Source organism: Luteimonas sp. gir (assembly GCF_037198055.1).
Lineage (GTDB): Bacteria > Pseudomonadota > Gammaproteobacteria > Xanthomonadales > Xanthomonadaceae > Luteimonas > Luteimonas citri_A.
Map to the genome: position 1 here is coordinate 1 of NZ_JBBAXQ010000013.1, position 26,483 is coordinate 26,483.

23 protein-coding genes and 1 riboswitch are annotated in these 26,483 nt (G+C 69.2%); of the genes, 13 read left to right on the forward strand and 10 right to left on the reverse strand.

Annotated features, from left to right (window positions below):
• Positions 1-151: 151 nt before the first annotated feature.
• From rlmD to WAF18_RS14745, 9 genes are all read left to right on the forward strand, one after another.
• Positions 152-1,489, forward strand: a complete 1,338-nt coding sequence (gene rlmD, locus WAF18_RS14705; protein WP_337245768.1) for a 23S rRNA (uracil(1939)-C(5))-methyltransferase RlmD — start codon at positions 152-154, stop codon at positions 1,487-1,489.
• 4 nt (positions 1,490-1,493) lie between these two features.
• Positions 1,494-1,997 (forward strand): CYTH domain-containing protein, encoded by a 504-nt coding sequence (locus WAF18_RS14710; RefSeq protein WP_337245769.1) that lies wholly within the window; start codon positions 1,494-1,496, stop codon positions 1,995-1,997.
• A gap of 38 nt (positions 1,998-2,035) precedes the next feature.
• Positions 2,036-2,719: a DsbA family oxidoreductase gene (locus WAF18_RS14715; protein WP_337245770.1), complete on the forward strand. Its 684-nt coding sequence runs from the start codon at positions 2,036-2,038 to the stop codon at positions 2,717-2,719.
• An 88-nt stretch (positions 2,720-2,807) separates the two neighbouring features.
• Entirely contained in the window at positions 2,808-3,788 is a 981-nt protein-coding gene (gene nagZ / locus WAF18_RS14720) for a beta-N-acetylhexosaminidase (RefSeq protein ID WP_337245844.1), read from the forward strand.
• Entirely contained in the window at positions 3,785-4,345 is a 561-nt protein-coding gene (locus tag WAF18_RS14725) for a hypoxanthine-guanine phosphoribosyltransferase (RefSeq protein WP_183426326.1), read from the forward strand. Before nagZ ends, WAF18_RS14725 begins: the two co-directional genes overlap by 4 nt.
• A 111-nt stretch (positions 4,346-4,456) precedes the next feature.
• The gene (locus tag WAF18_RS14730) at positions 4,457-5,212 is read left to right on the forward strand and encodes an S-methyl-5'-thioinosine phosphorylase (protein WP_337245771.1); all 756 of its coding nucleotides are present in this window, start codon (positions 4,457-4,459) and stop codon (positions 5,210-5,212) included.
• A gap of 93 nt (positions 5,213-5,305) precedes the next feature.
• The gene (locus tag WAF18_RS14735; protein ID WP_241946029.1) at positions 5,306-5,512 is read left to right on the forward strand and encodes a cold-shock protein; all 207 of its coding nucleotides are present in this window, start codon (positions 5,306-5,308) and stop codon (positions 5,510-5,512) included.
• A gap of 178 nt (positions 5,513-5,690) precedes the next feature.
• Positions 5,691-6,614, forward strand: a complete 924-nt coding sequence (locus WAF18_RS14740; protein WP_337245772.1) for a LysR substrate-binding domain-containing protein — start codon at positions 5,691-5,693, stop codon at positions 6,612-6,614.
• A gap of 84 nt (positions 6,615-6,698) precedes the next feature.
• Positions 6,699-7,580 carry an SDR family NAD(P)-dependent oxidoreductase gene (locus WAF18_RS14745; protein ID WP_337245773.1) on the forward strand — a complete coding sequence of 294 codons (882 nt, stop codon included), beginning with the start codon at positions 6,699-6,701 and terminating at the stop codon, positions 7,578-7,580.
• A gap of 173 nt (positions 7,581-7,753) precedes the next feature.
• Here the strand turns inward: WAF18_RS14745 and lldD are convergent, their stop codons facing one another.
• From lldD to WAF18_RS14760, 3 genes are all read right to left on the reverse strand, one after another.
• On the reverse strand, positions 7,754-8,896 hold the full coding sequence (gene lldD, locus WAF18_RS14750) for an FMN-dependent L-lactate dehydrogenase LldD (RefSeq protein ID WP_337245774.1): 1,143 nt from the start codon (positions 8,894-8,896) through the stop codon (positions 7,754-7,756).
• Positions 8,897-8,907: 11 nt separating this feature from the next.
• Positions 8,908-9,711: a transcriptional regulator LldR gene (gene lldR, locus WAF18_RS14755; RefSeq protein WP_337245775.1), complete on the reverse strand. Its 804-nt coding sequence runs from the start codon at positions 9,709-9,711 to the stop codon at positions 8,908-8,910.
• Positions 9,712-10,047: 336 nt separating this feature from the next.
• The gene (locus WAF18_RS14760) at positions 10,048-10,944 is read right to left on the reverse strand and encodes a LysR family transcriptional regulator (protein WP_337245776.1); all 897 of its coding nucleotides are present in this window, start codon (positions 10,942-10,944) and stop codon (positions 10,048-10,050) included.
• A gap of 85 nt (positions 10,945-11,029) precedes the next feature.
• Here WAF18_RS14760 and WAF18_RS14765 point away from each other — a divergent pair, with 85 nt between their 5' ends.
• Complete coding sequence (locus WAF18_RS14765; protein ID WP_337245777.1) at positions 11,030-11,833, forward strand: NAD(P)H-dependent oxidoreductase; 804 nt, start codon at positions 11,030-11,032, stop codon at positions 11,831-11,833.
• 54 nt (positions 11,834-11,887) lie between these two features.
• On the opposite strand, the gene WAF18_RS14770 is transcribed toward WAF18_RS14765, so the two are convergent.
• From WAF18_RS14770 to WAF18_RS14785, 4 genes are all read right to left on the reverse strand, one after another.
• Positions 11,888-12,520: an NAD(P)H-binding protein gene (locus WAF18_RS14770; RefSeq protein ID WP_337245778.1), complete on the reverse strand. Its 633-nt coding sequence runs from the start codon at positions 12,518-12,520 to the stop codon at positions 11,888-11,890.
• Positions 12,521-12,626: 106 nt separating this feature from the next.
• On the reverse strand, positions 12,627-14,498 hold the full coding sequence (gene btuB / locus WAF18_RS14775; RefSeq protein WP_337245779.1) for a TonB-dependent vitamin B12 receptor: 1,872 nt from the start codon (positions 14,496-14,498) through the stop codon (positions 12,627-12,629).
• A 131-nt stretch (positions 14,499-14,629) separates the two neighbouring features.
• Positions 14,630-14,848: riboswitch (cobalamin riboswitch) on the reverse strand.
• A gap of 20 nt (positions 14,849-14,868) precedes the next feature.
• The gene (locus tag WAF18_RS14780; protein ID WP_337245780.1) at positions 14,869-15,225 is read right to left on the reverse strand and encodes a TfoX/Sxy family protein; all 357 of its coding nucleotides are present in this window, start codon (positions 15,223-15,225) and stop codon (positions 14,869-14,871) included.
• Positions 15,222-15,704, reverse strand: coding sequence for a GAF domain-containing protein (locus WAF18_RS14785; RefSeq protein WP_337245781.1), 483 nt, complete (start codon positions 15,702-15,704; stop codon positions 15,222-15,224). The genes WAF18_RS14780 and WAF18_RS14785 overlap by 4 nt, the downstream gene beginning before the upstream one ends.
• Before the next feature lie 72 nt (positions 15,705-15,776).
• Between WAF18_RS14785 and bioD the strand changes: the two genes are divergently transcribed.
• On the forward strand, positions 15,777-16,478 hold the full coding sequence (gene bioD / locus WAF18_RS14790) for a dethiobiotin synthase (protein WP_337245782.1): 702 nt from the start codon (positions 15,777-15,779) through the stop codon (positions 16,476-16,478).
• A 46-nt stretch (positions 16,479-16,524) separates the two neighbouring features.
• Here the strand turns inward: bioD and WAF18_RS14795 are convergent, their stop codons facing one another.
• From WAF18_RS14795 to WAF18_RS14805, 3 genes are all read right to left on the reverse strand, one after another.
• Positions 16,525-19,704 carry an efflux RND transporter permease subunit gene (locus tag WAF18_RS14795; protein WP_337245783.1) on the reverse strand — a complete coding sequence of 1,060 codons (3,180 nt, stop codon included), beginning with the start codon at positions 19,702-19,704 and terminating at the stop codon, positions 16,525-16,527.
• A 64-nt stretch (positions 19,705-19,768) separates the two neighbouring features.
• Positions 19,769-20,956 (reverse strand): efflux RND transporter periplasmic adaptor subunit, encoded by a 1,188-nt coding sequence (locus WAF18_RS14800; protein ID WP_337245784.1) that lies wholly within the window; start codon positions 20,954-20,956, stop codon positions 19,769-19,771.
• Positions 20,957-20,967: 11 nt separating this feature from the next.
• Positions 20,968-21,741, reverse strand: a complete 774-nt coding sequence (locus tag WAF18_RS14805; protein ID WP_337245785.1) for a helix-turn-helix domain-containing protein — start codon at positions 21,739-21,741, stop codon at positions 20,968-20,970.
• A 178-nt stretch (positions 21,742-21,919) separates the two neighbouring features.
• Here WAF18_RS14805 and WAF18_RS14810 point away from each other — a divergent pair, with 178 nt between their 5' ends.
• Complete coding sequence (locus WAF18_RS14810; protein WP_337245786.1) at positions 21,920-23,128, forward strand: efflux RND transporter periplasmic adaptor subunit; 1,209 nt, start codon at positions 21,920-21,922, stop codon at positions 23,126-23,128.
• Between the two features lie 4 nt (positions 23,129-23,132).
• Entirely contained in the window at positions 23,133-26,351 is a 3,219-nt protein-coding gene (locus WAF18_RS14815; protein ID WP_337245787.1) for a multidrug efflux RND transporter permease subunit, read from the forward strand.
• The last annotated feature ends 132 nt before the right edge of the window (positions 26,352-26,483 follow it).

The following is a 26,483-nucleotide window of genomic DNA, read 5'->3' on the forward strand; positions in this document are numbered from 1 at the left end:
TTCCGGCCGGCAGGCCGATGCCCCTCCGGAGTCCGACTCAACTCGTGAAAGTGGCTTGGACTTCTGCAGGCGATAAACGGTCCGGCTCCGCGACGATCTATCAGCCGCTTCTGCGACAATACGCGGCCTTTCCGCCCACAGCCTTCGCCACGTGGCCCGCAAACGCCTCGATCAGACTCCTTTCCAGGTCGACATCCTCGATCTGACCCACGATGGCCGCGGTGTCGCGCGGCTGCCCGACGGCAAGGCCGTATTCGTCGCCGGGGCGCTGCCGGGCGAGCAGGTCGTCGCCCAGCGCACCGCGCGCTCGCGCAGCTTTGACGAGGCGGTGACGCTCGAGGTGCTGCGGCCTTCCGAACACCGGATTGCGCCGCGCTGCGCGCATTTCGGCGTCTGCGGCGGCTGCGTATTGCAGCATCTCGACGCCGAGCAGCAGATCCAGGCCAAGCAACGCGTGCTGCGCGAGAACTTCGAGCGCATCGGTCACGTCACGCCGCAGCGCTGGATGGCACCGCTGGTCGACCGCGCCTGGGGCTACCGCCGCAAGGGCCGCTTCTCGGTGCGGCGTGTGGAGAAGAAGGACAAGACGTTGGTGGGCTTCCGCGAGCGCGATCCGCGCTTCGTCGCCGACCTGCACGAATGCCACACCGTGATCCCGCCGATCGGCGCCGCGATCCCGGCGCTGTGCGCGCTGGTCGACGGCCTCGATGGCCGCGGCGACATTCCGCAGATCGAATTCATCGCTGGCGACCCGACCCCGGAGTTCGACGGCGTGGCGCTGGTGTTCCGCCACCTTCAGCCGCTGGGCGAGCGCGATCTGGCGGCGCTGACCGACTTCGGCCAGCAGCAGCGGATGGCGATTTTCCTGCAGCCGGGCGGCAACGACAGCGTGCATCCGCTGTGGCCGCAGGCGCCGGCGCTGTCGTTCCGGCTCGAGGCCTGGGACGTGGAGCTGAAGTTCCGGCCGCTGGATTTCATCCAGGTCAACGCCGGCCTCAATGGCACGATGATCGCGCGCACGCTCGAACTGCTGGACGTGCAGCCCGACGACCGTGTGCTCGATCTGTTCTGCGGTCTGGGCAACTTCACGCTGCCGCTGGCGCGTCGCGTGCGCGAGGTCGTTGGTGTCGAGGGCGAAGCCGGGCTGGTTGCGCGCGCGCGGGAGAATGCCGCGCACAACGGCCTGGGCAACGCGCAGTTCCATGCCGCCGACCTGACCCAGGACCAGCGCGGCGCGCCGTGGATGCGCCAGGGCTTCGACAAGCTGCTGCTCGACCCGCCGCGCTCGGGTGCGATCGACGTGCTGCGCCAACTGCCGCTCGAACGTTTCGCCCGCATCGTGTACGTCAGCTGCCACCCCGCGTCGCTGGCGCGCGATGCCGGCTATCTGGTCAACGAGCGCGGCTGGCGGCTCATCGACGCCGGGGTGATGGACATGTTCCCGCAAACCGCGCATGTGGAATCGATCGCGGTGTTCGAGAAGACGTAGCGCCATGGCGGTCGAAATCGAACGCAAGTTCCTGGTGACGTCCGACGCGTGGCGAAATGCCGCGCACGCGGTTGTGCCGATGGCGCAGGGCTACCTCAATGACATGGCCGCGCTCGACAGTGGGGCGCAGAAGGCCTCGGTGCGGGTGCGCATCGAGGGCGAGGCGGCGTTCGTGAACATCAAGTCGCGCGCGATCGGCCATACCCGACAGGAGTTCGAGCTGCCGCTGCCGATCGCCGATGCGCACGCGCTGCTGACGCTATGCGTCGGCGGCCGGGTCGAGAAGCGCCGACATCTGGTGCAACACGGCGATCACCTGTGGGAGATCGACGAGTTCCTCGGCGACAACGCCGGGCTGGTCGTGGCCGAGATCGAGCTGGACGACGCCGACGAGGCCTTCGCGCGTCCCGACTGGCTGGGCGAGGAGGTCACCGACCACAGGCGTTACTACAACCTGGCGCTCGCCGCGCATCCGTTCTCCCGCTGGGACGCTGCGGAACGCGGTTGAGGCGCGCGCGCGGCCGGGGACCGGCGCATGATGCGCGCATGAGAATCGACATCTGGTCCGACGTGGTCTGTCCCTGGTGCTGGATCGGCAAGCGCCGCCTGCAACGCGCCATCGCGCTGCTCGGCGACGAGGCGCCGGCGATCGACATCCACTGGCATCCTTTCCTGCTCGACCCCGACGCGGACGCCACACCGGTGCCGCTGCGCGAGGCCTATGCCCGCAAGTTCGGCGGCGCCGAGCGCACGGCGCAGTTGCTGGCGCAGACGCAGGCCACTGCCCGCGCCGAGGGCCTGCCGTTCGATTTCGACCGCGGCCAGGTCCGGGTGACCACGTTGCCGGCGCACCGGCTGCTGGCGCTGGCCGCGCGCGAGGGCGACCCCGACGCCGTCGGCGAGGCGCTGTTCCATGCCCACTTTGCGCAAGGTCGCAACCTGGCCGATGTCGAGGTGCTGGTGGAGGCGGGCGCAGCGGGCGGGCTCGCCCCGGCGCGCGTGCGGGCGTTGCTAGCCGGCGATGAAGGCGAGGCGGAGGTGCGGGCGCAGATCGCTCAGGCCCAGGCGATGGGCATCCGCGCCGTCCCGACCTTCGTCATCGACGGGCGGTTGGCGGTGCAGGGCGCGCAGCCGCCCGAACAACTGGTCGAGATCTTGCGCCAGGCGCTGGCCGCCGCAGCACCTGCGTCGGCAACCGGTGCCGCTTGCGGGCCGGACGGCTGCGCCTGAACACCGCGCTGCGCACGCCCGGCGCGATGCGTGCATCTGCGACAATGCCCGTCTGCGCCGCCCGGCGCGCTCGATGGAGATGTCCGCAATGCTCGTGATCGGCGTGGCCGGCACCGAACTCACCGCGCAGGAGCGCGACTGGCTGCAGCACGATGCCTGCGCCGGCGTGATCCTGTTCAAGCGCAACGTTGCTTCGCGTGCGCAGATCGCCGAACTGGCCGCTGCGATCCGCGAGGCCGCGCCGCGGCCGCAGCTGGTCTGTGTCGACCAGGAGGGCGGCCGCGTGCAGCGCTTCGTGGACGGCTACACGGCGCTGCCGCCGCTGGCCGGTTTCGGTGTGCAGTATTTGAGCGACCCCGATGCGGCGCTCGCCCAGGCGCGCGCGCATGCGCGGCGGATGGCCGAGGAGGTGCGTGGTAGCGGCGTCGACCTGAGTTTCGCGCCGGTGGTCGATGTCGGCCACGGCAACCTCGCGATCGGCGACCGGGCCTTCTCGGACGACCCGCAGATCGTCGCTGCGCTGACGCGCGCCTACGTCGACGGCATGCACGAGGCGGGCATGGCGGCCACGCTTAAGCACTTCCCCGGCCACGGCTCGGTCCGTGAGGACACCCACTTCGACCAGGCGGTCGATCGTCGCAGCCTCGAGGAAATTCGCGCGCACGACCTGGTGCCGTTCGTCGCCGGCATCGACGCCGGTGCCGATGCGGTGATGCTCGCGCATGTGACCTATCCGCAGGTCGCACCGGAGCCGGCGGGCTACTCGCCGCGCTGGATCGAGACCATCCTGCGCGGTGAGCTGGGCTTCCGCGGGGTCGTGTTCTCCGACGACATCGGCATGGCCGCCGCATTCTCGGCCGGTGGCATCAAGGCGCGCGTCGATGCGCACCTCGATGCCGGATGCGACGTGGTGCTGGTCTGCCATCCCGAACTCGTCGCCGAATCGCTCGCCGCCGTCGAAGGCCGCGCGCTCAACACCATGGCGCTGACCGGCCTGATCGGTCGCGGCCCCCTCGGCTGGGACGGCGCGCTCGCCGCAACTGCCCATCGCAACGGAGACATCGCATGAACATCCCCCGGCTCGACGACGTGCTCGACAGCGCGGACCTGCTGTTCGACCGCGACGTGCTCGACGAGGCGATCGAGGCGATGGCCGACGGCATCGCCGACGACTACGGCGACGACGAGGTGCCGCCGCTGTTCATCACGGTGATGCACGGCGGCATGCCGTTCGCCGCGCAGCTGGCGTTCGCGCTGGGCGAGCGCGAACTGGACCTGCAGTTCGACTATCTGCACGCCACCCGCTACCGCGGCGCGACCACGGGCTCGGGTCTGGCCTGGCTGCACCGTCCGGCCACGCCGCTGCAGGGCCGGCGGGTGTTGCTGGTCGATGACATTCTCGACGAAGGCCATACGCTCAAGGCCGTGCGGCACTGGTGCGAGGACCAGGGGGCGAGCGAGGTCCGCGTCGCGGTGCTCGCGGTCAAGGTGCACGATCGCTGCGTCGAGGGTGTGGAAGCCGACTACGTCGGCGTCGAAGTGCCCGACCGCTACGTGTTCGGCTACGGCATGGATTTCCACGAGCAGGGACGCAACCTGCCGGGGATCTACGCGCTGGCCGACTGAACACGTCGGACTGGCGCGGTCGTGTCCGCACGCCTGTGCGGTAGCGGGACGACGGCGGCCAGGCGCTATCATCCCGGTCCCGCGTCGCCCGGCGCCTGACGAGATATCGCGATGACCGCATCCATCGACCTGGCCGTGATCGGCGGTACCGGGCTCTACGCGCTGGCCGAGCTGCAGGATGTCGAGGCGCACCAACCGGTGACGCGCTACGGCGGCCTGTCCGGTCCGGTGCGGATCGGCACCCTGGACGGCCGCCGCGTCGCATTCCTGGCGCGCCACGGTGAGGGCCACTCGCTGCCGCCGCACCGCATCAACTACCGCGCCAATCTCGCCGCGCTGCAGGCGCTGGGTGCCTCGCGCGTGCTCGCGCTCAATACCGTGGGCGGCATCACCGAGCGATTCGGACCGCGCGTGCTGGCCTGCCCCGACCAATTGATCGACTACACCTGGGGCCGGGTGTCGACCTACTGCGAGGAAGAGGGCAGCGAGGTGCTGCACGTCGATTTCGGCGATCCGTACACGCCGGCGCTGCGGCGGGCGGTCGTCGATGCGGCCGCGCGCGCCGGCGTGGCGCTGGTCGACGGCGGCTGCTATGGGGCCACCCAGGGCCCGCGACTGGAGACACGGGCCGAGATCGCGCGCATGCGCCGCGACGGCTGCGACCTGGTCGGCATGACCGGCATGCCCGAGGCGGGTCTGGCGCGCGAGCTCGGCCTGGACTATGCGTGCCTGGCCATCGTCGCCAACTGGGCGGCCGGCGCCGGCCCCGAAGTCGACGAGGTCATCACCTTCGAGGACGTGCTGGCCAACGTCGCTGCGGCCTCGTCCGGCATTCCGACCCTGTTGCGGGCGCTGCTCGCGCCCTGATTGCCACGGCGGTTGCATGCTTTGCATACTCGACCCGCCGGCCGCCCCTTGCAGGCAGGCCGGTATCACGTATCCAGACGAGGTCAGACGTTCATGCAATACGGCACAGTGAAGTGGTTCAACGATGCGAAGGGATTCGGGTTCATTGCGCCTGAGGACGGCAGTGCGGACGTGTTCGTCCATTTCTCGGCGATCAACTCGAGCGGCTTCCGCTCGCTGCAGGAGGGGCAGCGGGTGAGCTACGAGGTGACGCAGGGACCGAAGGGGGCGCAGGCCTCGGGTGTTGCGCCGGTCGCCTGACCGCGCTCGCACGCAGTCACAGAAAAGCCCCGCACCCGCGGGGCTTTTTTGTGGATCGCGCGCGGCGCACCGGCGCAGTCCCGGTCGGCAGTTGCGATCCTGCGTGGCCCAGACGGGGGCGCGATCGTGACCGGTCCCCTATCATGCGCACACTCCGCGCGAGGCTGGTGCTGTTGCCATGATCGAAACCCGGCTGCTTCGCCAATTCATCGCAGTGGCCGAGGAGTTGCACTTCAATCGCGCCGCGCAACGGCTCCACATGGCCCAGCCGCCGCTGAGCCAGGCCATTCGGCGGCTCGAGCAGGCGATTGGCGCGCCCTTGTTTGAACGCAACAACCGCAGTGTGTCGCTGACGCCGGCCGGGACCGCGTTTCTGGCATCGGCCCGGCAGATGCTGCATCTGATGGACGCGGGTGTCGAACAGGCCCGCCGCGTTGCGCAGGGCGTCGAGGGGCATCTGGTACTGACCTTCATCAACATCGCGCCCTATGGTGAATTGCTGCGTGCGCTGCGCCGATTTCGCCTGGCGTATCCGGGCGTTGCGTTCACGATGCACGAGGCCTCGACGCAGGACCAAGTCGAGGCATTGGAACAGGGGCGCGCGGACCTGGGCTTCATGCGCGCGCCGGGCCGCACCACGCCCGGCTTGCGATTGTTGCCCATTTGGCACGAGCCGCTCGTGGTGGCATTGCCGGCAAGGCACCCCTTGGCAGGCAGCGCGCGTATACCGCTGACTGCGCTTCGGGACGAGGCCTTCGTTTCGTCGCCTCGGTATCTGGGTCAAGGCTTCCACGATCAACTTGCGCAGCTGTGCCAAGTCGCGGGCTTCGCGCCGCGCATCGTGCAACAGGCGCGGCAACTGCAGACGCTGGTGGCCCTGGTGGCAAGTGACTTCGGCGTTGCGCTGCTGCCGGCCTCGTTGGCCGACGACAGGCGCTGCGACGTGACGTTCCGGCCGATCGAGGTGGCGGCGCCCGAGGCGCTGCGCCAGGTGACGCTGCTGATGGCGTGGCGGGAGCACGCGCCCTGTGCAATCCGGGATCGGCTGATCGACGAGGTCTGCCGGACGCTGGCATTGCCACGCCACAGTGAGACGTTCTGAGTCTCACTGTGCGCGCCATCGAGTATTTTACCGGCGGGCGCACCGCTTCCATCATCGTGGCATCCAGTTCGCGCGAGGTGCCAAGTGGGAGAAGACGAGAATCGCAATGCGGCATTGTTCCAGGGCAAGGTCGCCATCGTGACCGGCGCGGCCCAGGGGCTGGGCCGCGCCTATGTGCAGGCATTGCTCGATCGGGGGGCGTACGTGGTCGCCAGCGACCTGGGCACTGACCGGGTCGGCAGCGCCGCCGACGACAGCGTGATCGTCGAGGCCGCACGGACCTTGCGCGCCAGGGAGGGCCAACTGATCACGCACAGTGGCCGCCTGGATCATGAGGCCGGTTGCCGGCAGTTGGTGGATCTGGCCATCGCGCAGTTCGGCGCGCTGGATATCCTGATCCACAACGCCGGGTGGGTCGGCTATCAGGCCATCGAGGCGCAGGAAGAGGCGTTTCTTGAACGCGCCCTCGGCATCCATGTGCGCGCGCCGATCTGGTTGAGCAAGTACGCCTGGGCGCACCTCCAACGGTCGCTATCGGCGCGCATCGTGCTCACGACTTCCGACCGCGCCCTGTATCCGCAGTACGCGCAGCCGGGATTGACGGCCTACGCGGCCGGCAAGATGGCCCAGGTGGGCATCATGCATGCCTTGAGCATGGAAGGGGCGCCGCACGGCATTCTGGTCAATGCGGTGTCGCCGGTCGCCAAGACTCGCATGTGGGGCATCACCCAGCCGCCCGACACCCTCAAGCCCGAATGGGTGGCGTCTGGCGTGCTGTACCTGGCGAGTCCGCTGTGCCAGGACACGGGCTTCATTCTGCGCGCCAGCAACGGGCAGTTCGCTGGTCTCCGCCTGAGCGAGCATCCCGGGGTCGTCTATCCGACCGATCTGGCGCGCGTGCAGTGCGACAGCCTCGAGGACGTCGCCCGCCACTGGCGGCGCATCGTGGCGTCCGACGCTGCGTGACGCGGCAGCGACGGGTCGCTCCCTCGGTCGAGAAGCGCCCACATCGCATGTGCGATCGCCAGCGGGTCGTGGCTTGCCTCGACGATCTGGCATCGTTGTACCTCGCGCCTGTGGCCAGCGCAGCGGCCATCGCGCGCGTCTGGTCGGCCAGCGCCGGGGGCGCCCCGGCGGGGTCAGCGCAACGGGGCGACCAGGGTGTCGCGGCCGATGTCGGCGACGGTGCGGGCACCGGTCAGCGTCATCGCCACGCGCATCTCCTGCTGCAGCAGGTCGAGCAGGTGTGCCACCCCGGCCTGGCCGGCCGCGGCCAGCGCATAGACGAATGCACGTCCCAGCAGCACCGCGTCGGCGCCCAGCGCCAGCATCCGCACGATGTCCAGCCCGCTGCGCACGCCCGAATCGGCGAGGATCTTCAGCGAGCCGCCGACCGCATCGGCGATCGCCGGCAGTGCGTGCGCGGTCGAGAGCACACCATCGAGCTGACGCCCGCCGTGGTTGGAGACGACGATGCCGTCGGCGCCGAAGCGCACCGCGTCGCGCGCATCGTCGGGGTCGAGGATGCCCTTGATGACCATCGGTCCGCGCCAGAACGCGCGGATCCATTCCAGGTCCTTCCACGCAATCGACGGGTCGAAGTTCGCGCCCAGCCAGCCGATGTAGTCGGCCAGTCCGGTCACAGCGCCGCGGTAGGCGGAGATGTTGCCCAGATCGTGCGGCCGTCCACGCAGGCCGACGTCCCAGGCCCAGCGCGGATGCGTGGCCGCTTGCCACAGGCGCCGCAGCGCGGCATTGGGGCCGCTCATACCTGAGTGCGCGTCGCGGTAGCGCGCGCCGGGCGTGGGCATGTCGACGGTGAACACCAGCGTGGTGCAACCGGCGGCCTGTGCGCGTTCGAGCGCGGCGCGCATGAAGCCGCGGTCGCGCAGCACGTACAACTGGAACCACATCGGCCGGTCGATCGCGGGGGCGACTTCCTCGATCGCGCAGACCGACACCGTCGACAGCGTGAACGGGATGCCACGCGAAGCCGCTGCGCGGGCCGCCTGGACTTCGCCGCGGCGCGCATACATGCCACTCAGTCCAACCGGCGCGAGCGCGGCGGGGAAGGCCAGGCGCTCGCCGAACAGTTCGGTCGACAGGTCCAGGTCGGCGACATCGCGCAGCACGCGCTGGCGCAGGGCGATGCCTTCCAGGTCGGCGACGTTGCGACGCAGGGTCTGTTCGGCATACGCGCCGCCGTCGATGTAGTGGAACAGGAACGGCGGCAGCCGTCGCCGGGCGGCGGCGCGGTAGTCGGTCGAGGCGGCGATGATCATGGCGGCAGCCTTCAGCTGTGCGACGGCGGCAGGCGGGAGGCACGTGCGCGGCGCGCCTCGTTCTCGTCGAGTTCGCGCAGTGAGGTGTGCACGAATGCAAGATGGGTGTGCGCGGCGGCGCGGGCGCCCTCGGGATCGCCCGACAGGACGGCGTCGCGCATCGCCCGGTGCTGCAGCAACAGCGGTTCGCACGTGCGCGCCGAGACGTAGAGCATTTCCCGGCTCTGCGAGATGTTGGTCTGCAACAGGTCGAACATCCCGCGCATCACCTGCAGCAGCACCAGGTTGTGCGAGGCCTCGGCGATCGACAGATGGAACGCGGCATCGGCCCGTGCTTCGCCGGCCGGATCGTTGCGGCCATGCAAAGCCAGCATCGCGTCGAAGGCATCGGCGATCCGCGCGCGGTCCTCGGCGGTCGCGCGTAGCGCAGCGTGCCAGGCGGCCATGCCCTCCAGTCCGTGCCGGATCTCCAGGACGTCGTAGCGGTACTCCGGATCGCTCCGGAACACGCCGAGGAATGGCTGCAGCGGTGCGATGCGCGGGAACGCGGGTGCGTCGTGCGCACACAGATAGGTACCGCCACCCTGGCGCGCATGCAGCACGCCTTGGCTCGCCAGCCGGGCGATCGCCTCACGCAAGACAGTGCGCGACACGCCCAGTTCGAGCGCGAGTGCGCGTTCGGCCGGCAGGCGGTCCCCGGGGCGCAGTGCGCGTGCATCGATCAGTGCCAGCACGCGGTCTGCGACCTGGTCAGACAAACGCAAGCGACGCGCGCCGATGGTGCCGGGGCGGGTGACGGGGGCGGGAATGGGCATCCGGGACTCTTCCATGTCGGTTCACCTGCGAAGTGGGGAGGGCGCCGGACATCGCCGCGGGGACGCAGTACGCCGTGATGGTGCTTCGCGTCCTCCCCACACGTGCTGACCAACCCGCGCCTGCGATTCCAGGTCAAATTGGTCGGGCCAATCTGGGCGGTGCTCTGACGATATGGAGCGAGTGTAGCGAAACCGGCCCATTCATCGTCAAGACGACCAGGTCGCAGGTGTATTGGTCATACCAATAATTCCGGGTCGATACGCGAACGTGCTGGGCCCGCCGGCATGACGTGACTCGGCTGCCGTGCGGCAGACGGCCGCTGCGCGCGGACAGCGTCAGCCCGCGCCGGCGATGTGGGCCCGCAGCCACTGGTGCGCTGGATCGCGATGGACGCGCTCGGGCCAGAGCATCAGCAGGTCGAAGCCGGGAATGTCGATCGGCGGGGCGACCACACGGAGCGCGGGGTTCGCCTGGACCAGGCGCGAGGGCAGCATGGCCACCAGGTCGCTGGTTTCCAGCACCGCCGGCATCGCCAGAAACTGCGGCACCGACAGTACGACGCGACGGGCCATGCCGCGCGCAGCGAGCGCGCGGTCGGTGGCACCCTCGAAGCCGCCGCCGTCCGGCGAGACGATCGCATGGTCGAGTTTGCAGAACTGCGCCAGCGTGGGGCGGCGTTTCAATCCGGGATGGCCGGCGCGCCCGGCCAGCAGGTAGCGCTCGGTGAAGATGCGGCGCCAGCGCAGCGTGGGGGGCGCCTCGGCATCGGTCAGGAACGCGAGGTCGATCTCATCCTGCGCCGCACTGCCGGCCATCTGACCCGGCGGCCGTTGCACGACCGCCAGGCGCATGCCGGGCGCGGCGGTCCGCAAGGTGGCCAGCGCCGGGCGCAGCACCGTCAGCATGCTGTAGTCGAAGGCGGCGATGCGCCAGGTCTGGCGGGCGAGGGCCGGCGCGAAGGGCGGGGCGGGCGCGACCGCTTGGGCCAACGCCGCCAGGGCCTGCCGCAGCGGTTCGCGCAGCGCGTCGGCACGGGCCGTCGGGCGCATGCCCCGCGGTCCCGGCAACAGCAACGGATCGTCAAAGAAGTCCCGCAACCGTGCGAGCTGCGCACTGATGGTCGGCTGCGCCAGATGCAACCGCTGCGCGGCGCGGGTCACGTTGTGCTCGACCAGCAACGCGTCGAGCGTGCGCAGCAGGTTGAGGTCGAGCCCTTGCAAGGTATTGCGCATGACGATACCTGGAATGGCGAGAATCCATTTCAACTATAAGACGTCGCTGGCTACCTTGCGTGCATTCCCCCTGTGAGCCGCGCCGATGCACGTCCTGCTGGTCCATGCTCATCCCGAACCCACCTCGACGACCCGTCGCCTGGTCGATATCTCGACCGACGTCCTGTCCGCGCAAGGTCACACGGTGATGCACTCCGATCTGTATGCGGCCAACTGGAAGGCGGTGTTCGATGCCGACGACTTTCCCGATCGCGTCGATCCCGAGCGCTTGTCGTTCGTGGCCGAGTCGCGCCATGCCTTCGCCCACGATGGTCAGACGCCGGACGTGGTGGCCGAACAGCGCAAGCTGATGGCGGCCGATGCGGTGATCCTGCATTTCCCCCTGTGGTGGTTCGGCATGCCGGCGATCATGAAGGGCTGGATCGACCGGGTCTGGGCCTACGGGCTGGCCTACGGCTATCGCGACGCCGGCAACGCCTACCGCTACGGAGAGGGTGGGTTTGCGGGCAAGCGTGCATTGCTCGCGGTGTCGGTCGGCGGCCCTGAGGTCGACTACTCGCCCCGGGGCATCAATGGCCCGCTGGAGCAGTTGCTGTTTCCGATCACCCACGGCGCCCTGTTCTTTCCGGGCATGCAGGTGCTGCCCACGTTCGCGGTCTACGGCGCGGGTGCCCTCGATGCAGAGGGCCTGGCGTCGGCGTCGCAGGCATGGCGGATGCGGCTGGCCGGATTGTTCGAGCAGGCGCCGATCGCGTTCCGTGCGCAGAACGGCGGCGACTATCCCGACCGCCACGTGCTGGCCGCCGAGGTCGCGCCCGGCCGCAGCGGGCTGATGGCGCATATCGCCGAGGCGGCGATCGCGGATAGGGACACCGAGGCGGGGCACTGATCTGCGGCGCGCTGCGCTCGATCCGGTCGCGCAGCGCGCACGCCTGCCTTGAGCTCAGTGCGATCGCCCGATGAACGGCGTGAAGTGGAGGAAGTCGCCGGATTCGAGGCAATCGATCACGAAACCGGCGACCTCGTCCCGGGTGACCGAGCGCAGTTGCAGCGACGGCGGCACGGACAGCGCGACCTGCCAGTCGCCGCGTCCGCGGCGCGCGGTGAACGGCGCGGGCCGCACCAGCGTCCAGTCCAGCCCGGACGCCTGGATCAACGCCTCCTGGCGATCCTTGTCGGCATAGCGGTGGCGGGTGACGAGCGGAAAGATGAGGCGGTTGTACAGCCAGCCGCCATGCCCGCGCGTTTCGCCCGCGCCCACGCCGGTGATCGCGACCAGGCGCCGCACGCCGGTGTCGCGCATCGCGGCGATCGCTGCCCGCGTCGCGTCGGAGAACACCGTCGTCGGCCCGGGGCTGCCGACGCCCAAGCTCATCACGACCGCGTCGTGCGCGGCCATGCGTTCGGCCAGGAAGCGGGCGTCGTCGGGGCGGCCGACGGCGATGTCGACGCCCGGCGTGGCGGTGAGCCGGTCCGCCGAGCGCGTCTGTGCGGTGACCCGGTGGCCGCGCGCCACCGCCTGCACGACCAGCCGTGTGCCCACGCCGCCCGACGCGCCCATGACGAATACGCGCATTGCTGTCCCTGCGAAAATGGTGCCGGCCGACAGTCTCGCCGATGCCGGGGCGATGCGGCCAGGTCGCGGTCGGCGTCGATGCGCGCCGACCGCGACCGGCGGCGCGTCAGCGCGCGAGCGGCTGCCAGCGCAGCGCCAGCCCGTACTCGCGCCCGGGCTGGCGATACCACGCTACGGTCTCGTAGTCCTTGTCGAGCAGATTGGTCGCCCGCGCCTCGAGCGTCCACGCGGGTGCGAACATCCAGGCCGCGCGCAGGTCGAGGGTGCCATAGCCGCCGACGCGCAGCGTGTTGGCGGGATTGTCGTAGCGACTGCCGGCCCCGCGCAGCGTGGTGCCGATGCGCAAGTCGCCGAAGCTGCGGTCGATGTCGAGCCGGCCACTGTTGCGCGCGCGCCGGGCGAGCAGGTTGTCGCGATAGGCGCCTTCGCTGCGGTCGCGCGGGTCGACGTGGCTCAACTCGGTCGACAGGTCCCAACCGGCGAGGGTGGTCGCGAACGTCAGCTCGGCGCCACGGATGCGGGCTTCGTCGATGTTGCTGCCGCGACCGACGTAGTCAGGCGGCGGATAGACGAACACGATCAGATCGTCGATGCGGCTTTCGAAGACATCGAACGACCAGCGCCACTGGGCTGCGTGCTGCGAGAGCCCCAAGTTCACGCTCTTGGCGCGTTCCGGCTTCAGGTCCGGACTCTCGGAGCCGGGGTAATACAGGTCGTTGAAGGTCGGGGCCTTGAAGCCGGTGCCGGCGCTGGCGGTGAGGCGGAGGCCATGGGCCAGGTCCATGCCCCAGCCCAGACTGCCGGTGCCGTGACCGCCGAACTGCTCGTTGTCGTCGTGGCGCAGGCTCGCCTGCAGGCGATGCGCCCCGAAGCGGCCGCGGTACTCGACGAACGTGGCGTAGTTGTCGCGCGCGGTCACCGCGTAGCGGGTGTCGCTGTCGAGGTTGTCGGCCTGCCAGTCGAAGCCCAGGCTCAGGCCCTGGGTCGGCGCCAGGCCGAAGTCGGCCTGCACCGAGGCGGTGTCGCGGCGGGTGTCGATGCGGCCCACATCGCTGCGCGTGCCGGTGTCGGCATCGCGGAAGTAGGTGCTCGACTTGTCATAGGCGCGGCCCGCCTGCGCGGTCAGGCGCACGATGTCCGAAGGCGCATAGGTCAGCGTCCCGCCCGCCACCTGCTGCACGGTGTCGGCCTCGTTGCCCCCGAAGAGGCTGCCGTCGAACTGGTTGAATGCATCGGCATGCAGCGCGTGGCCTTCCAGGCGCAGCGCGTCGGTCAGCTGGACGCCGGCGCGCAGGTTCAACGAGCGGTTGCGGTAGCCGTCGCGGTCGGGCTCTTCGACGAAGCACCCCTGGAGCAAGGCCGACGAGCCGCGGCAGGCATCGATGCCGTCGGTGCGCTGGAACGCCGCGTCGACGCCGAACCAGCCCCGGCCGCTGCGGCCGCCGATGCCGGCGCTGGCTTCGCGCAGGCCGTGGCTGCCGGCGCCGATCCGTGCATGCGGCGAGATCGCGCCGTCGTGGCGGCGGGTGAAGATCTGGATGACGCCACCGATCGCCTCCGAGCCGTAGAGGCTCGAGCGCGGGCCGCGCACGATCTCCACGCGCTCGATCTGGTCGACCGGCAGGTCCTGGATCGCCGGCATGCCGGCAGTCGCGCTACCGATACGCACGCCGTCGACGAGGACCAGCACATGGTCGGATTCGGCGCCGCGCAGGAAGATCGAGCTCAGCTTGCCCGGGCCGCCGCTGTTGCCGATCTGGATGCCGGCGCGGCCACGCAGCAATTCGGGCAGGTCGCGCGCCTGGCTGCGCTCGATGGCCTCGCGGTCGATGACCTGTGCCGGCACGAGGGTGTCGGCCAGCGCGGTCTGGGTCCGGTTGGCGGTGACGAGCACGGCGTCGAGTTCGCCGGGGGCGGCGAGCGCCGACGGGGCGAGCAGGGCAGTGGCGATCGCCACGGTCAGGGTGCGGAACGGCATTGCGGTCTCCTTGCGCGCGCGCATCGAGCGCGCGGCGGGCGGGCGGGCGAAGATCGCGGGAACGGGCGCGCACGGACCGCCGTCCAGGCGCAGAGGCGCCCGGAACGTCGTCGCAATGCCCGCCGCATCGCAATCAGGTGGAACTTCGAGGCCGGTCTCCGGACTTGCGTGTGGGCGTTCCAGGCCCGGGCGTCGCGCCTTCCCGTGCACAGGGCACAGTGGCGAGAAGCGACGCTTGCACACGCTTACCGTTGCGGGGGCAGTGCCGGAATGGGGCGCCTCGCGACGCCCGTCACCGGCTTCCCGTTTCAACCCGGGCAGGCCGGGTCACCGCGAAGCAGGCGCGATTGTACGCCAGCGTTTCGCCGGCTCAGCGCTCGGTGTCGCCTGGCATCGCGTCGTCGCGATCGGCCGCGTCGTGCACGATCGTGGTGACCGGGCCGGCCGCGGTCCGTGCGCGCGGGTCGGGCAGTTGTGCGGTCGCCGCTTCGGCGGCCTCGGCCAGTTGCAGACGACGCGCCTCTGGGACCTCCTGCCAGTGGCAGTCCAGCAGCGCGCCCTCGATCGAGTACAGCAGGTTGAGGCTGGGCCGAAAGCCCGCCCGTCGCACGCGCACGAAGGCCTCGACCGCGCCCGCTGCCTCGAGATCCTCGCGCGTGCGCAGCCCCACCTGCCGCAGCCACGCCGCCGACCTCGGTCCCAGGTTGCGCAGCTTCGGCGTGCTCAACGCGCGTGCTCGACGTAGAGCTGTGCGAGCGCTTCGAGCCCGGCCTGATCGTCGGCGTCGAACCGAGCCGGCAGCGGGCTGTCGAGATCGAAGACGCCAATCAGACGGTCGCCGTCGACCAGCGGCACGACGACTTCCGATCGCGACGCGGCATCGCAGGCGATGTGGCCCGGAAACGCATGCACGTCGTCGATGCGCTGGGTCTGCCGGGTGCGCGCCGCGGCACCGCACACGCCCTTGTCGAGCGGAATGCGCACACAGGCCGGCAGGCCCTGGAACGGCCCGACGACCAGTTCGGCCCCATCGTAGAAATAGAAGCCGACCCAGTTGAGGTCCGGCAGGGCGTGGTAGACCAGCGCCGAGAGGTTCGCGGCATTGGCGATGGGATCGGATTCGCCGTGCAGCAGGGCGCGGGCCTGCGCGGCGAGCGCGGCATACTGGTCGGCCTTGCTGCCGCTCAGAGGTGTGGAAGTGAACATGTCGCGCAGTGTAGCAGCGGGGTCGCACCCGCCCGGCCGCGCCGTCGCAGGCGTCCCGATAGGCGCACCGGTATGAGCGCGCGCACGTGCCTGGTCACCGGGACCGATACCGGCATCGGCAAGACCCACGCCAGCGTGGCGCTGCTGCAGGCCTTGCGTGCCGATGGTCGCCGCGCGGTCGGGATGAAACCGGTCGCCAGCGGCTGCGATTGGCAGGACGGTGGCTGGCGCAATGAGGATGCGCTGGCGCTGCAGGCCGCCAGCCGGCCCCGTCCGGCATACGCCGACGTCAACCCGGTGGCACTGCCCGAAGCGACTGCGCCGACCCTGGCCGCACGCGCGGCCGGCGTGGTCGTCGAGGCCGAGGTGCTGCACGCCGCGCACGCACGGCTCGCCGCCACGGCCGACGTGGTGCTGGTCGAGGGCGCCGGCGGCTGGGCGGCGCCGCTGGCCGAGGACCTCGAGCATGCGGACCTGGCGCGGTGGCTGGGGGGCGCAGTGGTGCTGGTGGTCGGGCTCCGGCTCGGCTGCCTGAGCCATGCCCGCCTGACCGCACGCGCGATCGCGGCCGACGGCTGTCGGCTCGTGGGCTGGGTCGGCAACCGGATCGATCCGGAGTTCTCGCGCGCCGACGACTATCTGGGGCTGCTCGCCGACGCATTGCCTGCGCCGTGTCTGGGTGTGCTGCCGTTTGTCGGCGACGGGGGCAGCGCCGAGGCGGGCGCGCTGGTGCTCGATCCGGCCTGGATCGACGCACTGCCGCGCCGCCCCTGATCGGTGGCGTGGCATCCGCGGCATGCGCCGCGGATGCCCGACGTGCTCAGTGCCCCTGGGGCACCGGCGTCGCTGGGTTCCCGTCGTGCCCGTCGGCGTCCGTGGTGGCCACTGTGCCCGGGTCGTGGCTATGGTCGCGCGCCAGCAGTAGGTAGAACGCCGGCAGCACGAACAGTGTGAACGCGGTGCCGATCGACATGCCGGCGGCGATCACCAGGCCCATCGAGAAGCGCGCCGCCGCGCCCGGACCGCTGGCGATCAGCAACGGCACCATCGCGAACACCAGCGCGGCGGTCGTCATCAGCACCGGCCGCAAGCGGATCGCGGCGGCCTGCTCGATCGCCTCGGCCTTGCTCAGGCCCTCGTTGATCTGCAGCTTGTTGGCGAACTCCACGATCAGGATGCCGTGCTTGGAGATCACGCCCACCAGGGTGACCAGGCCCACCTGCGTGTAGATGTTGATCGACATGCCGGGGAAGGCCTCGATGCCGGCAAATTGCAGAATGCCCGACACCAGGCCCAGCGCGTTGAGCACCAGCAGCGCGCCGCTGATCGCCATCGGCACGGTGATCAGCATGATCAGCGCGTCGCGGAAGCTCTCGAACTGCGCGGCTAGCACCAGGAAGATGATCACCAGCGCGAACGCCAGCGTGATCAGCATCGTCGTGCCTTCCTGCTTGAACTGTCGCGACTCGCCGGCGTAGTCGACGCTGTAGCCCTGCGGCAGCACGTCGGCGGCGATTTCGTCGAGCACCCGCAATGCCTCGCCCTTGGTCACGCCCGGACGCGGCGCGAAGGTGATGCCCACCGCATTGAGCTGCTGGAAGCGCTTGAGTGACTGCGGCTGCGCGCTCTCCTTGAACGAGACCACCGTCGAGAGCGGGATCAGTTCGCCGCTGCGGGTGCGGGTGTAGTAGTTGCCGAGCTGTTCGGCGTTGAGCCGGTCGGCGCGCTGCACCTGTGGAATCACGCGGTAGGAGCGGTTCTGCATCGCGAAGCGGTTGACGTAGCCGCCGGCGAGCAATGCGCTCATGTCGGCCGCCAGCGTGCGCATGTCGATGCCCAACAGCGCCGCCTTGTCACGGTCGATCTGCACTTCCACGCGCGGCTTGTCGATCTTCAGGTCCTTGTCCAGGAAGATGAAACGCCGGCTTTCCTGGGCGCGCGCGACGACTTCGTCGGCGATCTCCGACAACTGCGTCAGCGAGCCGATGCCGCCGATCAGGAACTCGCCGCCACCGTCGCCGCCGGCAGACGGCAGCGACGGTGGCACCAGCGCGAAGATGTTCAGGCCGGTGATTTCGGCGAGCTTGGGCTGCAGGTCCTGCTGCAGCACCTGGTTGGTGGAGCGGTCGCGCTGGCTCCAGGGCTTGAGCACGAAGCCGCCCATCGCGCTGTTGCTGCCGCCCATGCCGCCCATGCCGCCGTTGAACAGGAAGAAGTCGTTGATCTCCGGGATCTGCTTCACCACGTCGGACATTTCTTCGGTGTAGCGCTCGACGTAGTCCAGCGTGCTCGCCGCATCCGCGCTGCCGATCGCGAACACGAAGCCTTCGTCCTCCATCGGCGCCGGCTCCTTGGGCGCGCCGATGTACAGAAATGCGCACGACACCAGCACCACCGCGCCAAAGGCCAGGATCACCCCGCGGGTCTCCAGCGCGCCGTGCAGGCGGCGCTGGTAACCGTGCTGGAGCTTGTCGAAGCGCTGATCGAGCCATTGCTCCAGCCGGCTCTTGCTGGACTCGCCGTGCGGCTTGAGGATCTTGGCGCACATCATCGGCGTGAGCGTCAGCGCGATCACGCCCGACAGCAGCACCGAGCCGGCCAGCGTGAACGCGAACTCGGTGAACAGCACGCCGGTCAGCCCGCCCTGGAAGCCGATCGGCAGATACACCGCCACCAGCGTCGTGGTCATGGCCACGACCGGCCACGCCAGCTCGCGCGCGCCTCGGATCGAGGCATCGAACGGCGTCATGCCTTCCTCGATATGGCGGTGGATGTTCTCCAGCACGATGATCGCATCGTCGACCACGATGCCGATCGCCAGCACCATCGCCAGCAGTGTCAGCAGGTTGATCGTGAAGCCCATCAGCAGCATCAGAAACAGTGCGCCGACCAGCGACAGCGGCACGGTGATCGCCGGGATCAGCACGCTGCGCAGCGAGCCCAGGAACAGGTAGATGACCACGATCACGATGATCACCGCCTCGATGATCGTACGGATGACCTCGTTGATGCCGTCCTGGATCGACTCGGTGCTGTCGTAGGGGATCGACGCCTCGATGCCTTCGGGCAATTGCGGCACGATCTCGTTGTCCCACGCCCGGCGCACGTCGGCGATCACATCCAGTGCATTGGCATCGGGGGAGACATAGATGCCCATGAACGTCGCCGAGGCGCCGTTGATGCGCACCGACGAGCCGTAGTTCTCCGACCCCAGCGCGACATCGGCGATGTCGCCCAGGCGCACGATCGCGCCGTCGGCCTCGCGCACCACCAGCGCCCGGAACTCCTCGGGCGTGCGCAGATCGGTGCGCGCGGTAAGATCGACCGCCACCATCTGACCCTTGGTCGAGCCCAGCGCCGAGAGCACGTTGTTGGCCTGCAGCGCGGCGTGCACATCGCTGGCAGTGACGCCCAGCGCGGTCATGCGGTCGGGCTTGAGCCACACACGCATCGCGAATGCGCCCGGGCCCATGATCTCGGCGCGCTGCACGCCCGGGATCGTCGCGATCTTCGGCTCGACTGCACGCGTGAGGTAGTCGGTGATCTGGTTGTCGTTGAGCGTGGCGCTGGCGAACGAGACATACATCGCCGCGACCTGCTGGCCCTGCTGCAGGTCGATGACCGGGTCCTCGGACTCGGCCGGCAGCTCGCTGCGCAGCTTGTTGACCTTGGCCGCGATCTGGGTGAGCGCTTCGTTGGGGTCGTAGTCCAGGCGGATGTAGGCCTGGATCACGCTCACGCCGGCCGAACTGGTCGAGGTGAGGTAGTCGATACCTTCGGCGCTGGCGACCTCGCGCTCGAGCGGCGTGGTGATGAAGCCCTGGATCAGGTCGGCGTCGGCACCGAAGTAGGTCGTGCTGATGTTGACGACCGCGTTCTGCAGCTCCGGATACTGACGCACGTTGAGTTCGGAGAACGCGCGCAGGCCGAACAGCAGGATGAACAGGCTGACGACCATCGCCAGCACCGGTTTGCGGATGAAGATGTCGGTGAATGTCATCTCGGTCTCCCCCGCGCATCGCGGCGCGGGCCAGGGAGCGGGGCGGGCCGGAGCCCGCGCGGCGTCAGCGGTTCTCGGGGGTCGGCGCTTCGTCGGCGGACGGCTGGACGCGGTTGTTGATCGTCACCACGGCATCGTTGCGCAGCTTCAGCAGGCCGCTGGTGGCCACGCGCTCACCGGGCTTCAGGCCCTCGGTCACTGCGATCATGTCGCCGCGCGTGGGGCCAGTGGTCACGAAGCGCTGGCGCACCGTCAGCGTTGGTCCCTGTTCGCCGTCCTTGGGCGCGTCCGCCTTCGCGTCGCCGCGCTGCTCCGAGACTACGTAGACCGCGTTGCCGTAGGGGTTGAAGCTGACCGCCGTCTGCGGGATCACGACCACCTTCTGTGCACCGCCGACTGCCAGGCCGACGCGCGCGAATGCGCCCGGGCGCAGTTGGCCGTCCGGATTGGCCAGGGTCGCCTGCACCTGGAAGTTGCGCGTGTTCGGGTCGACCGCCGGTTCGATCGCAGTGATCGTGCCGGTAAAGCGCATGTCCGGCAGCGCATCGACCCGCGCCTCGATGGTCGCGCCTTCCTGGATGCGCGTGAGCTGCTGCTCGGGCAGGGCGAAGTTCAGGAAGATCGGATCGAGCTGCTGCAGGCTGACGATCGCCGCCCCCGGCGCGAGGTATTGGCCCAGGTTGACCTTGCGGATGCCCAGTACGCCGTCGAACGGCGCGCGGATGGTCTTCTGCGCGATCAGCGCCCGCTGCGCGTCGACCTGGGCCTGCGCAGTCGCCGCCTCGGTGCTGCGCTGCTCGACTTCCGCCTGCGAGACCAGTTGATCGCTGCCGAGCTGGCGCCAGCGGTCGCGCTGCACCGCCGCCAGCTTGGCGGCCGCCTCGCTCGAGCGCAGCACCGCCAGCTCGTTGTCGGTGTTGAGCTCGACCAGCACCGTACCGGCCTTGACCGGCTGGCCGGGTTCGAACGACAGCCGGCGGACCACGCCGCCGGCCTCGGTGGTGACATCGGTGCCGTTGACCGCGACCAGGGTGCCGACCGCTTCGAGCGGCGTCGTCCATTCCTGCTCGGCGGCATCGAACGTGGTGATCGCGACCGGCGGCTGCGGCATGTCGTCGAAGAACGCGTTGACCGCGCGTCCCGACAGGAACTTGGCGAGGAAGACGCCACCGAACACCAGCAAGGTGATCAGCAGCACGACGAACATGCGGAGGCGGGGACGCGGGGCGCGTCGGGGCTCGGTCCTGGACATGGGGCGTTCCGTCAGGCGTAGGAAGGAGGGCAGGGCAATGCGGGGGCGATGCTGGACCAGTCGGTATCGAAGACCTCGCGGCTGACCCGGTCGATCAGCGCGTCGAGCGCAGCGTCGTCACCGGCGTCGACCAGCGGCTGCCAGCCGTAGCCGTTGAACAGGTACTGCAGGTGCCGGATCAGCAGCCGGTAGGGATGGCCGATCACGGCCGGGTCCACCAGGTCGCGCTGCTGGACCAGCGCCTGCAGGCCGACCGACATCATCCACGGCCCCATCGTCAGCGCCGGGATCGGCAGCGTGGAGGCCGGCAGTTCACCGTTCGCGCGGGCCTCGGCGGCGATGCCGTCGATCAGATCGCTCAGGGGCGCGAAGGCCTCCAGTGCCCGACGTCGACTTTCGGCCGAGGCCGCGCCCCACACCATGTCGGTCCAGACGAACTGCGCCAGGCGGAAATGCTCGGGCTGCTCGCGCATGATCAGAAGGTCGGCCAGCACCACGGCCAGCATCCGCTCCCGGGTGGGGCCGGACCACTGTGCCGCGCGCTCGAACAGTTCCACCCGGCTCATGCAGTTGCGTGTGGCCAGCGCCACCAGCAGGTCTTCCTTGCTGGCGAAGTGCCGGTACAGCGTGCCGATCGCATAGCCGCATTCCTCGGCCACGCGCGCCATCTGCAACGACATCAGCCCGTCGCGCTGGATCTGTGCCTGGGCGACATCGAGCAGCGCGACCTCGCGCTCGGCGATCTCGCGCTGACGTCGGGCGATGGTGGGGCTGGGAACGGACATCGGGATCTGAATCGCGGTGGCGGCGCATTGTGAATCAGGTTCATTCCGTGAGCAAGGTTCACGCGTACCGAAGGTCATCGTCCGGTGAATGACTTCCTGCACGGTGCGAACGGGACATGGAATTAGCTATACTGGCCGGTATAGTAAATCCCGTTCGACTCCTCCCCCAGGGCTTCCCATGCGCCGAATCCTGTCTATTGCCGTGCTCGCCGCGGCGCTCTCCGCCTGTGGCAATCAACAGGAGCAGGCCGCTCCGCCGCCCCCCGAGGTCGAAGTGCTGACCGTCCAGCCCGGTGCGCAGCCGCTGCGCCAGGACCTGGTCGGCCGACTCGCGCCGTTCCGCAGCGCCGACGTCCGCGCCCGGGTGCCCGGCGTGCTCGAGCGCCGCGTCTACACCGAAGGCAGCGACGTGAAGGAAGGCGACGTGCTGTTCGTGATCGATCCGGCGCAGTTGCAGGCCGCGCTCGGCAATGCGCAGGCGGCCGAAGCTCAGGCGCAGGCGCAGTACACCAATGCCAAGACCGCTGCCGACCGCGCCCGCCAGCTCGCGCCCACGGACTTCATCTCCAAGTCCGACCTCGACAACGCCCTGGCGACCGAGCGCAGCGCGCAGGCCTCGCTGGAAGCGGCTCGGGCTTCGGTGCGCAGCGCGCAGATCAATCTCGGTTACGCCACCGTGCGCGCGCCGATCTCCGGCCGCGCCGGCAAGCAGCAGGTCACCGAAGGCGCACTGGTCGGGCAGGGCGATGTGACGCTGCTGACCACGGTCGACCAGATCGACCCGCTGTATGTGAACTTCTCGATGAGCGTGTCGGACATGCAGGCGCTGCGCGCCAAGCAGGTCGATCGCAACGACCAGGCCTCGGTGCAGGTCCGTCTGCAGGACGGCACGATCTACGAGCACACCGGCACCCTGGATTTCTCGGCCGATGTCGTCGATCCGGCCACCGGCGCGATCGCGCTGCGTGCGACCGTGCCCAATCCCGATCGCCGGCTGCTGCCGGGCACCTATGTGACCCTGGTCGCCGACATGGGCCGCCAGGATGGCATCTATGTGGTGCCGCAGGCCGCGGTGCAGCGCGACGCGACCAGCGCCTTCGTGCTGGTCGCCGGCCCCGACGACAAGGTCGTACGCAAGGACATCAATGTGGTGCGCGCCGATGGCGGCAACTGGATCGTCGATGCCGGCCTGTCGGCGGGCGACCGGGTGATCACCGTGGGCCTGCAGCGCGCCCAGGTCGGTGCGCCGGTGAGCCCGAAGCCGGCCGAGGCCGCTGCGGCCAAGCCGGACAACGCCGCCACGCCGCCGGCGGGCGCGCAGGCCCCGGCGCCTGCAGCGCCGCCGGCCGCCGATGCGCCGGCCGCGGACGCCGCCGACCAGGACTGATCCCATGCCCAAGTTTTTCATCAACCACCCGGTCTTCGCCTGGGTCGTCTCGATCCTGATCTCGCTCAGCGGCCTGATCGCGCTGCTGAACATGGGCGTCGAGTCGTATCCATCGGTGGCACCGCCCCAGGTGACCATCTCGGCGACCTATCCCGGCGCGGACGCGCAGACGACCGAGCAGGCGGTGACCCAGGTCATCGAGCAGCAGCTCACCGGTATCGACAACCTGCTGTACTTCAGTTCCACGTCCAGCGCCAATGGCCGGGCCAGCGTCACGCTGACGTTTGAGACCGGCACCGACAGCGACATCGCCCAGGTCCAGGTCCAGAACAAGGTCGCCCTGGCCACGCCGAGACTGCCCAGCGAGGTGGTCCAGCAGGGCGTGGTCGTCGCCAAGGAGAACACCGGCTTTCTGATGGTCGTGGGTCTGCGTTCGAGCGATCCGTCGATGGACCGCAATGCGATCAACGACCTGATCGCAGCCCGCGTGCTCGAGCAACTCGCGCGTGTGCCGGGCGTCGGCAATACCCAGCACTTCGGTGCCGAGTATGCGATGAACATCTGGCTCAACCCCGACAAGCTGCAGGGCTACGGCCTGTCGGCGACCGAAGTGCTGGCGGCGGTCCGCGGGCAGAACGTGCAGTTCGCGGCCGGCTCGATCGGCTCCGATCCCGCCCCCGAAGGCGTGGGCTTCAGCGCGACGGTGTCGGGCGAAGGCCGCTTCAGTACGCCCGAACAGTTCCGCGACATCATCCTGCGCACCGATGCCAACGGCGCGGTGGTGCGCCTGGGCGATGTGGCGCGGGTCGACTTCGGCCCGTCGAGCTACGGCTTCGATACCAAGTACAACGGCCAGCCGACCGGTGCGGTCGCGATCATGCTCCAGCCCGGCGCGAACGCGCTCGGCGTGGCCGAGGCGGTGACCGCGCGGCTTGACGAACTGTCGGCGACGTTCCCGCCCGGCGTCGAATGGTTCAAGCCGTTCGACAGCACCACGTTCGTGACGATCTCGATCAAGGAAGTGGTCAAGACGCTGATCGAGGCGGTCATCCTGGTGTTCCTGGTGATGCTGCTGTTCCTACAGAACCTGCGCGCGACGATCATCCCGACGCTCGTGATTCCGGTCGCGTTGCTGGGCACGTTCCTGGGCCTGAGTGCGCTGGGCTTTACGGTCAACCAGCTGACCTTGTTCGCGATGGTGCTGTCGATCGGCATCGTGGTCGACGATGCGATCGTGGTGATCGAGAATGTCGAGCGCATCATGGCCGAGGAGCACCTGCCGCCGCGCGAGGCGACGATCAAGGCGATGAGCCAGATCACCGGCGCGGTGGTCGCGATCACGGTCGTATTGGCCGCGGTGTTCATCCCCAGCGCGCTGCAGGGCGGCGCCTCGGGCGAGATCTACAAGCAGTTCGCGATCACTATTGCGGTGTCGATGGGTTTCTCGGCGTTTCTCGCCCTGGGCTTCACCCCGGCGCTGTGTGCGACGTTCCTCAAGCAGCACGAGCCGCACGGCAACAAGCGCGAGAACGTGGTGTTCCGGGTTTTCAACAAGTACTACGACCGTGTCAACGACACCTACGTCGGCCACATCACCAGCGTCGTCAAGCATTCGCCGCGTTGGATGATGCTGTTCGTGTTGCTGGCGCTGATCTGCGGCCTGCTGTACGCACGGCTGCCGAGCAGCTTCGTGCCCGAGGAGGACCAGGGCTACGCGATGGTGATCGTGCAGTTGCCCCCCGGCGCCAGCCTGCAACGTACGCAGGCGGTGATGGAGCGCGTCTACCAGACCTTCCGCGGTCAGGAGAACCCGGAGACCGGCGAGCGGACGGGCGGCGTGCCCGGCTTCAAGAACATCCTGCAGGTCTCGGGCTTCAGCTTCGTGGGCATGGGTGAGAACGTCGGCATGGCGTTCGTCGAGCTCGAGCACTGGGACGAGCGCGATGTCAGCATCGACGAGTTCGTCAACCAGGCCAACGGCATGCTTTACGGCGCAGTGCCTGAAGCGCAGATCTTCGTCGTCAACCTGCCGACGATCCAGGGCCTGGGCCAGTTCGGCGGTTTCGACATGTATCTGCAGGACCGCACCGGCCAGGGCCAGGCGGCACTGACCGAAGCCCGCAACAAGCTGCTGGCCAGCGCCGCGGGCAAGTCCGACACCGTGGTCGGCGTGCGTCCGAACACGCTCGAGGCCGCGCCGCAGTTGGGCCTGCACGTCGATCGCGTCCAGGCGCAGGCGATGGGCCTGTCGGTACAGGACGTCTACAACGCGATCCAGCTGATGCTCGCGCCGGTGTACGTCAACGACTACTTCTCGGAAGGACGCATCAAGCGGGTGAACATCCGCGCCGACGCGCCGTACCGTACGGGGCCGGAGTCGTTCGAGCGCTTCTACACCCCGGCGCCGGGCACGGCGGCCAACGGACAGCCGGCGATGGTGCCGCTGAGCAACGTGGTCTCGGCCGACTGGGGCACCGCCTCGCCGTCGCTGAGCCGCTACAACGGCTACTCGGCGGTCAACATCGTCGGCGCCCAGGCGCCCGGTCGCAGTACCGGCGAGGCGATGGCGGCGATGGAGGGCATCGTCAACGACGAGTTGCCGCCGGGCTTCGGCTTCGACTGGGCGGGCATGTCCTACCAGGAGATCATCGCCGGCAACACGCAAACGTTGCTGCTGGTGCTGTCGGTGGTCGTGGTGTTCCTGTGTCTGGCCGCGCTCTACGAGAGCTGGTCGATCCCGGTGGCGGTGCTGTTGGTGGTGCCGCTGGGCATCCTCGGCGCGGTGGTGTTCACGATGCTGCGTCCGGGGCTGTCGAACGACCTGTTCTTCCAGATCGGCATGATCACCGTGATCGGTCTGGCGGCAAAGAACGCAATCCTGATCGTGGAGTTCGCGGTCCAGCAACGGGCAGAGGGCAAGACCCTGCGCGACGCCACGGTCGAGGCCGCGCGGCTGCGCCTGCGGCCGATTCTGATGACCTCGTTCGCGTTCATCCTGGGCGTCACGCCGATGGCGCTGTCGACTGGCGCCGGCTCCAACGCACGTCACGCACTGGGCACCGGCGTGATCGGCGGCATGCTGTTCGCGACGTTCCTGGGCCTGCTGCTGATCCCGGTGTTCTTCGTGATCGTCCGGCGCGTGCTGGGCGACAAGATGGACGAGCCCGATCCCAAGGCGATCGCCGCGCACCAGGCGCGCAACGAGACACCGCAGGCGCACTGAAGCAGGCGGTGGCATGACCCAAGGGCCGTCCCGTTCGCGGGGCGGCTCTTTTTTTGTTCGTAACCCGACGTCATGGGAGCCTGTGTCTGCTTGCTCCATCAGGCGGCTCGTCTTCGGGGTCGGCGTCGCGCC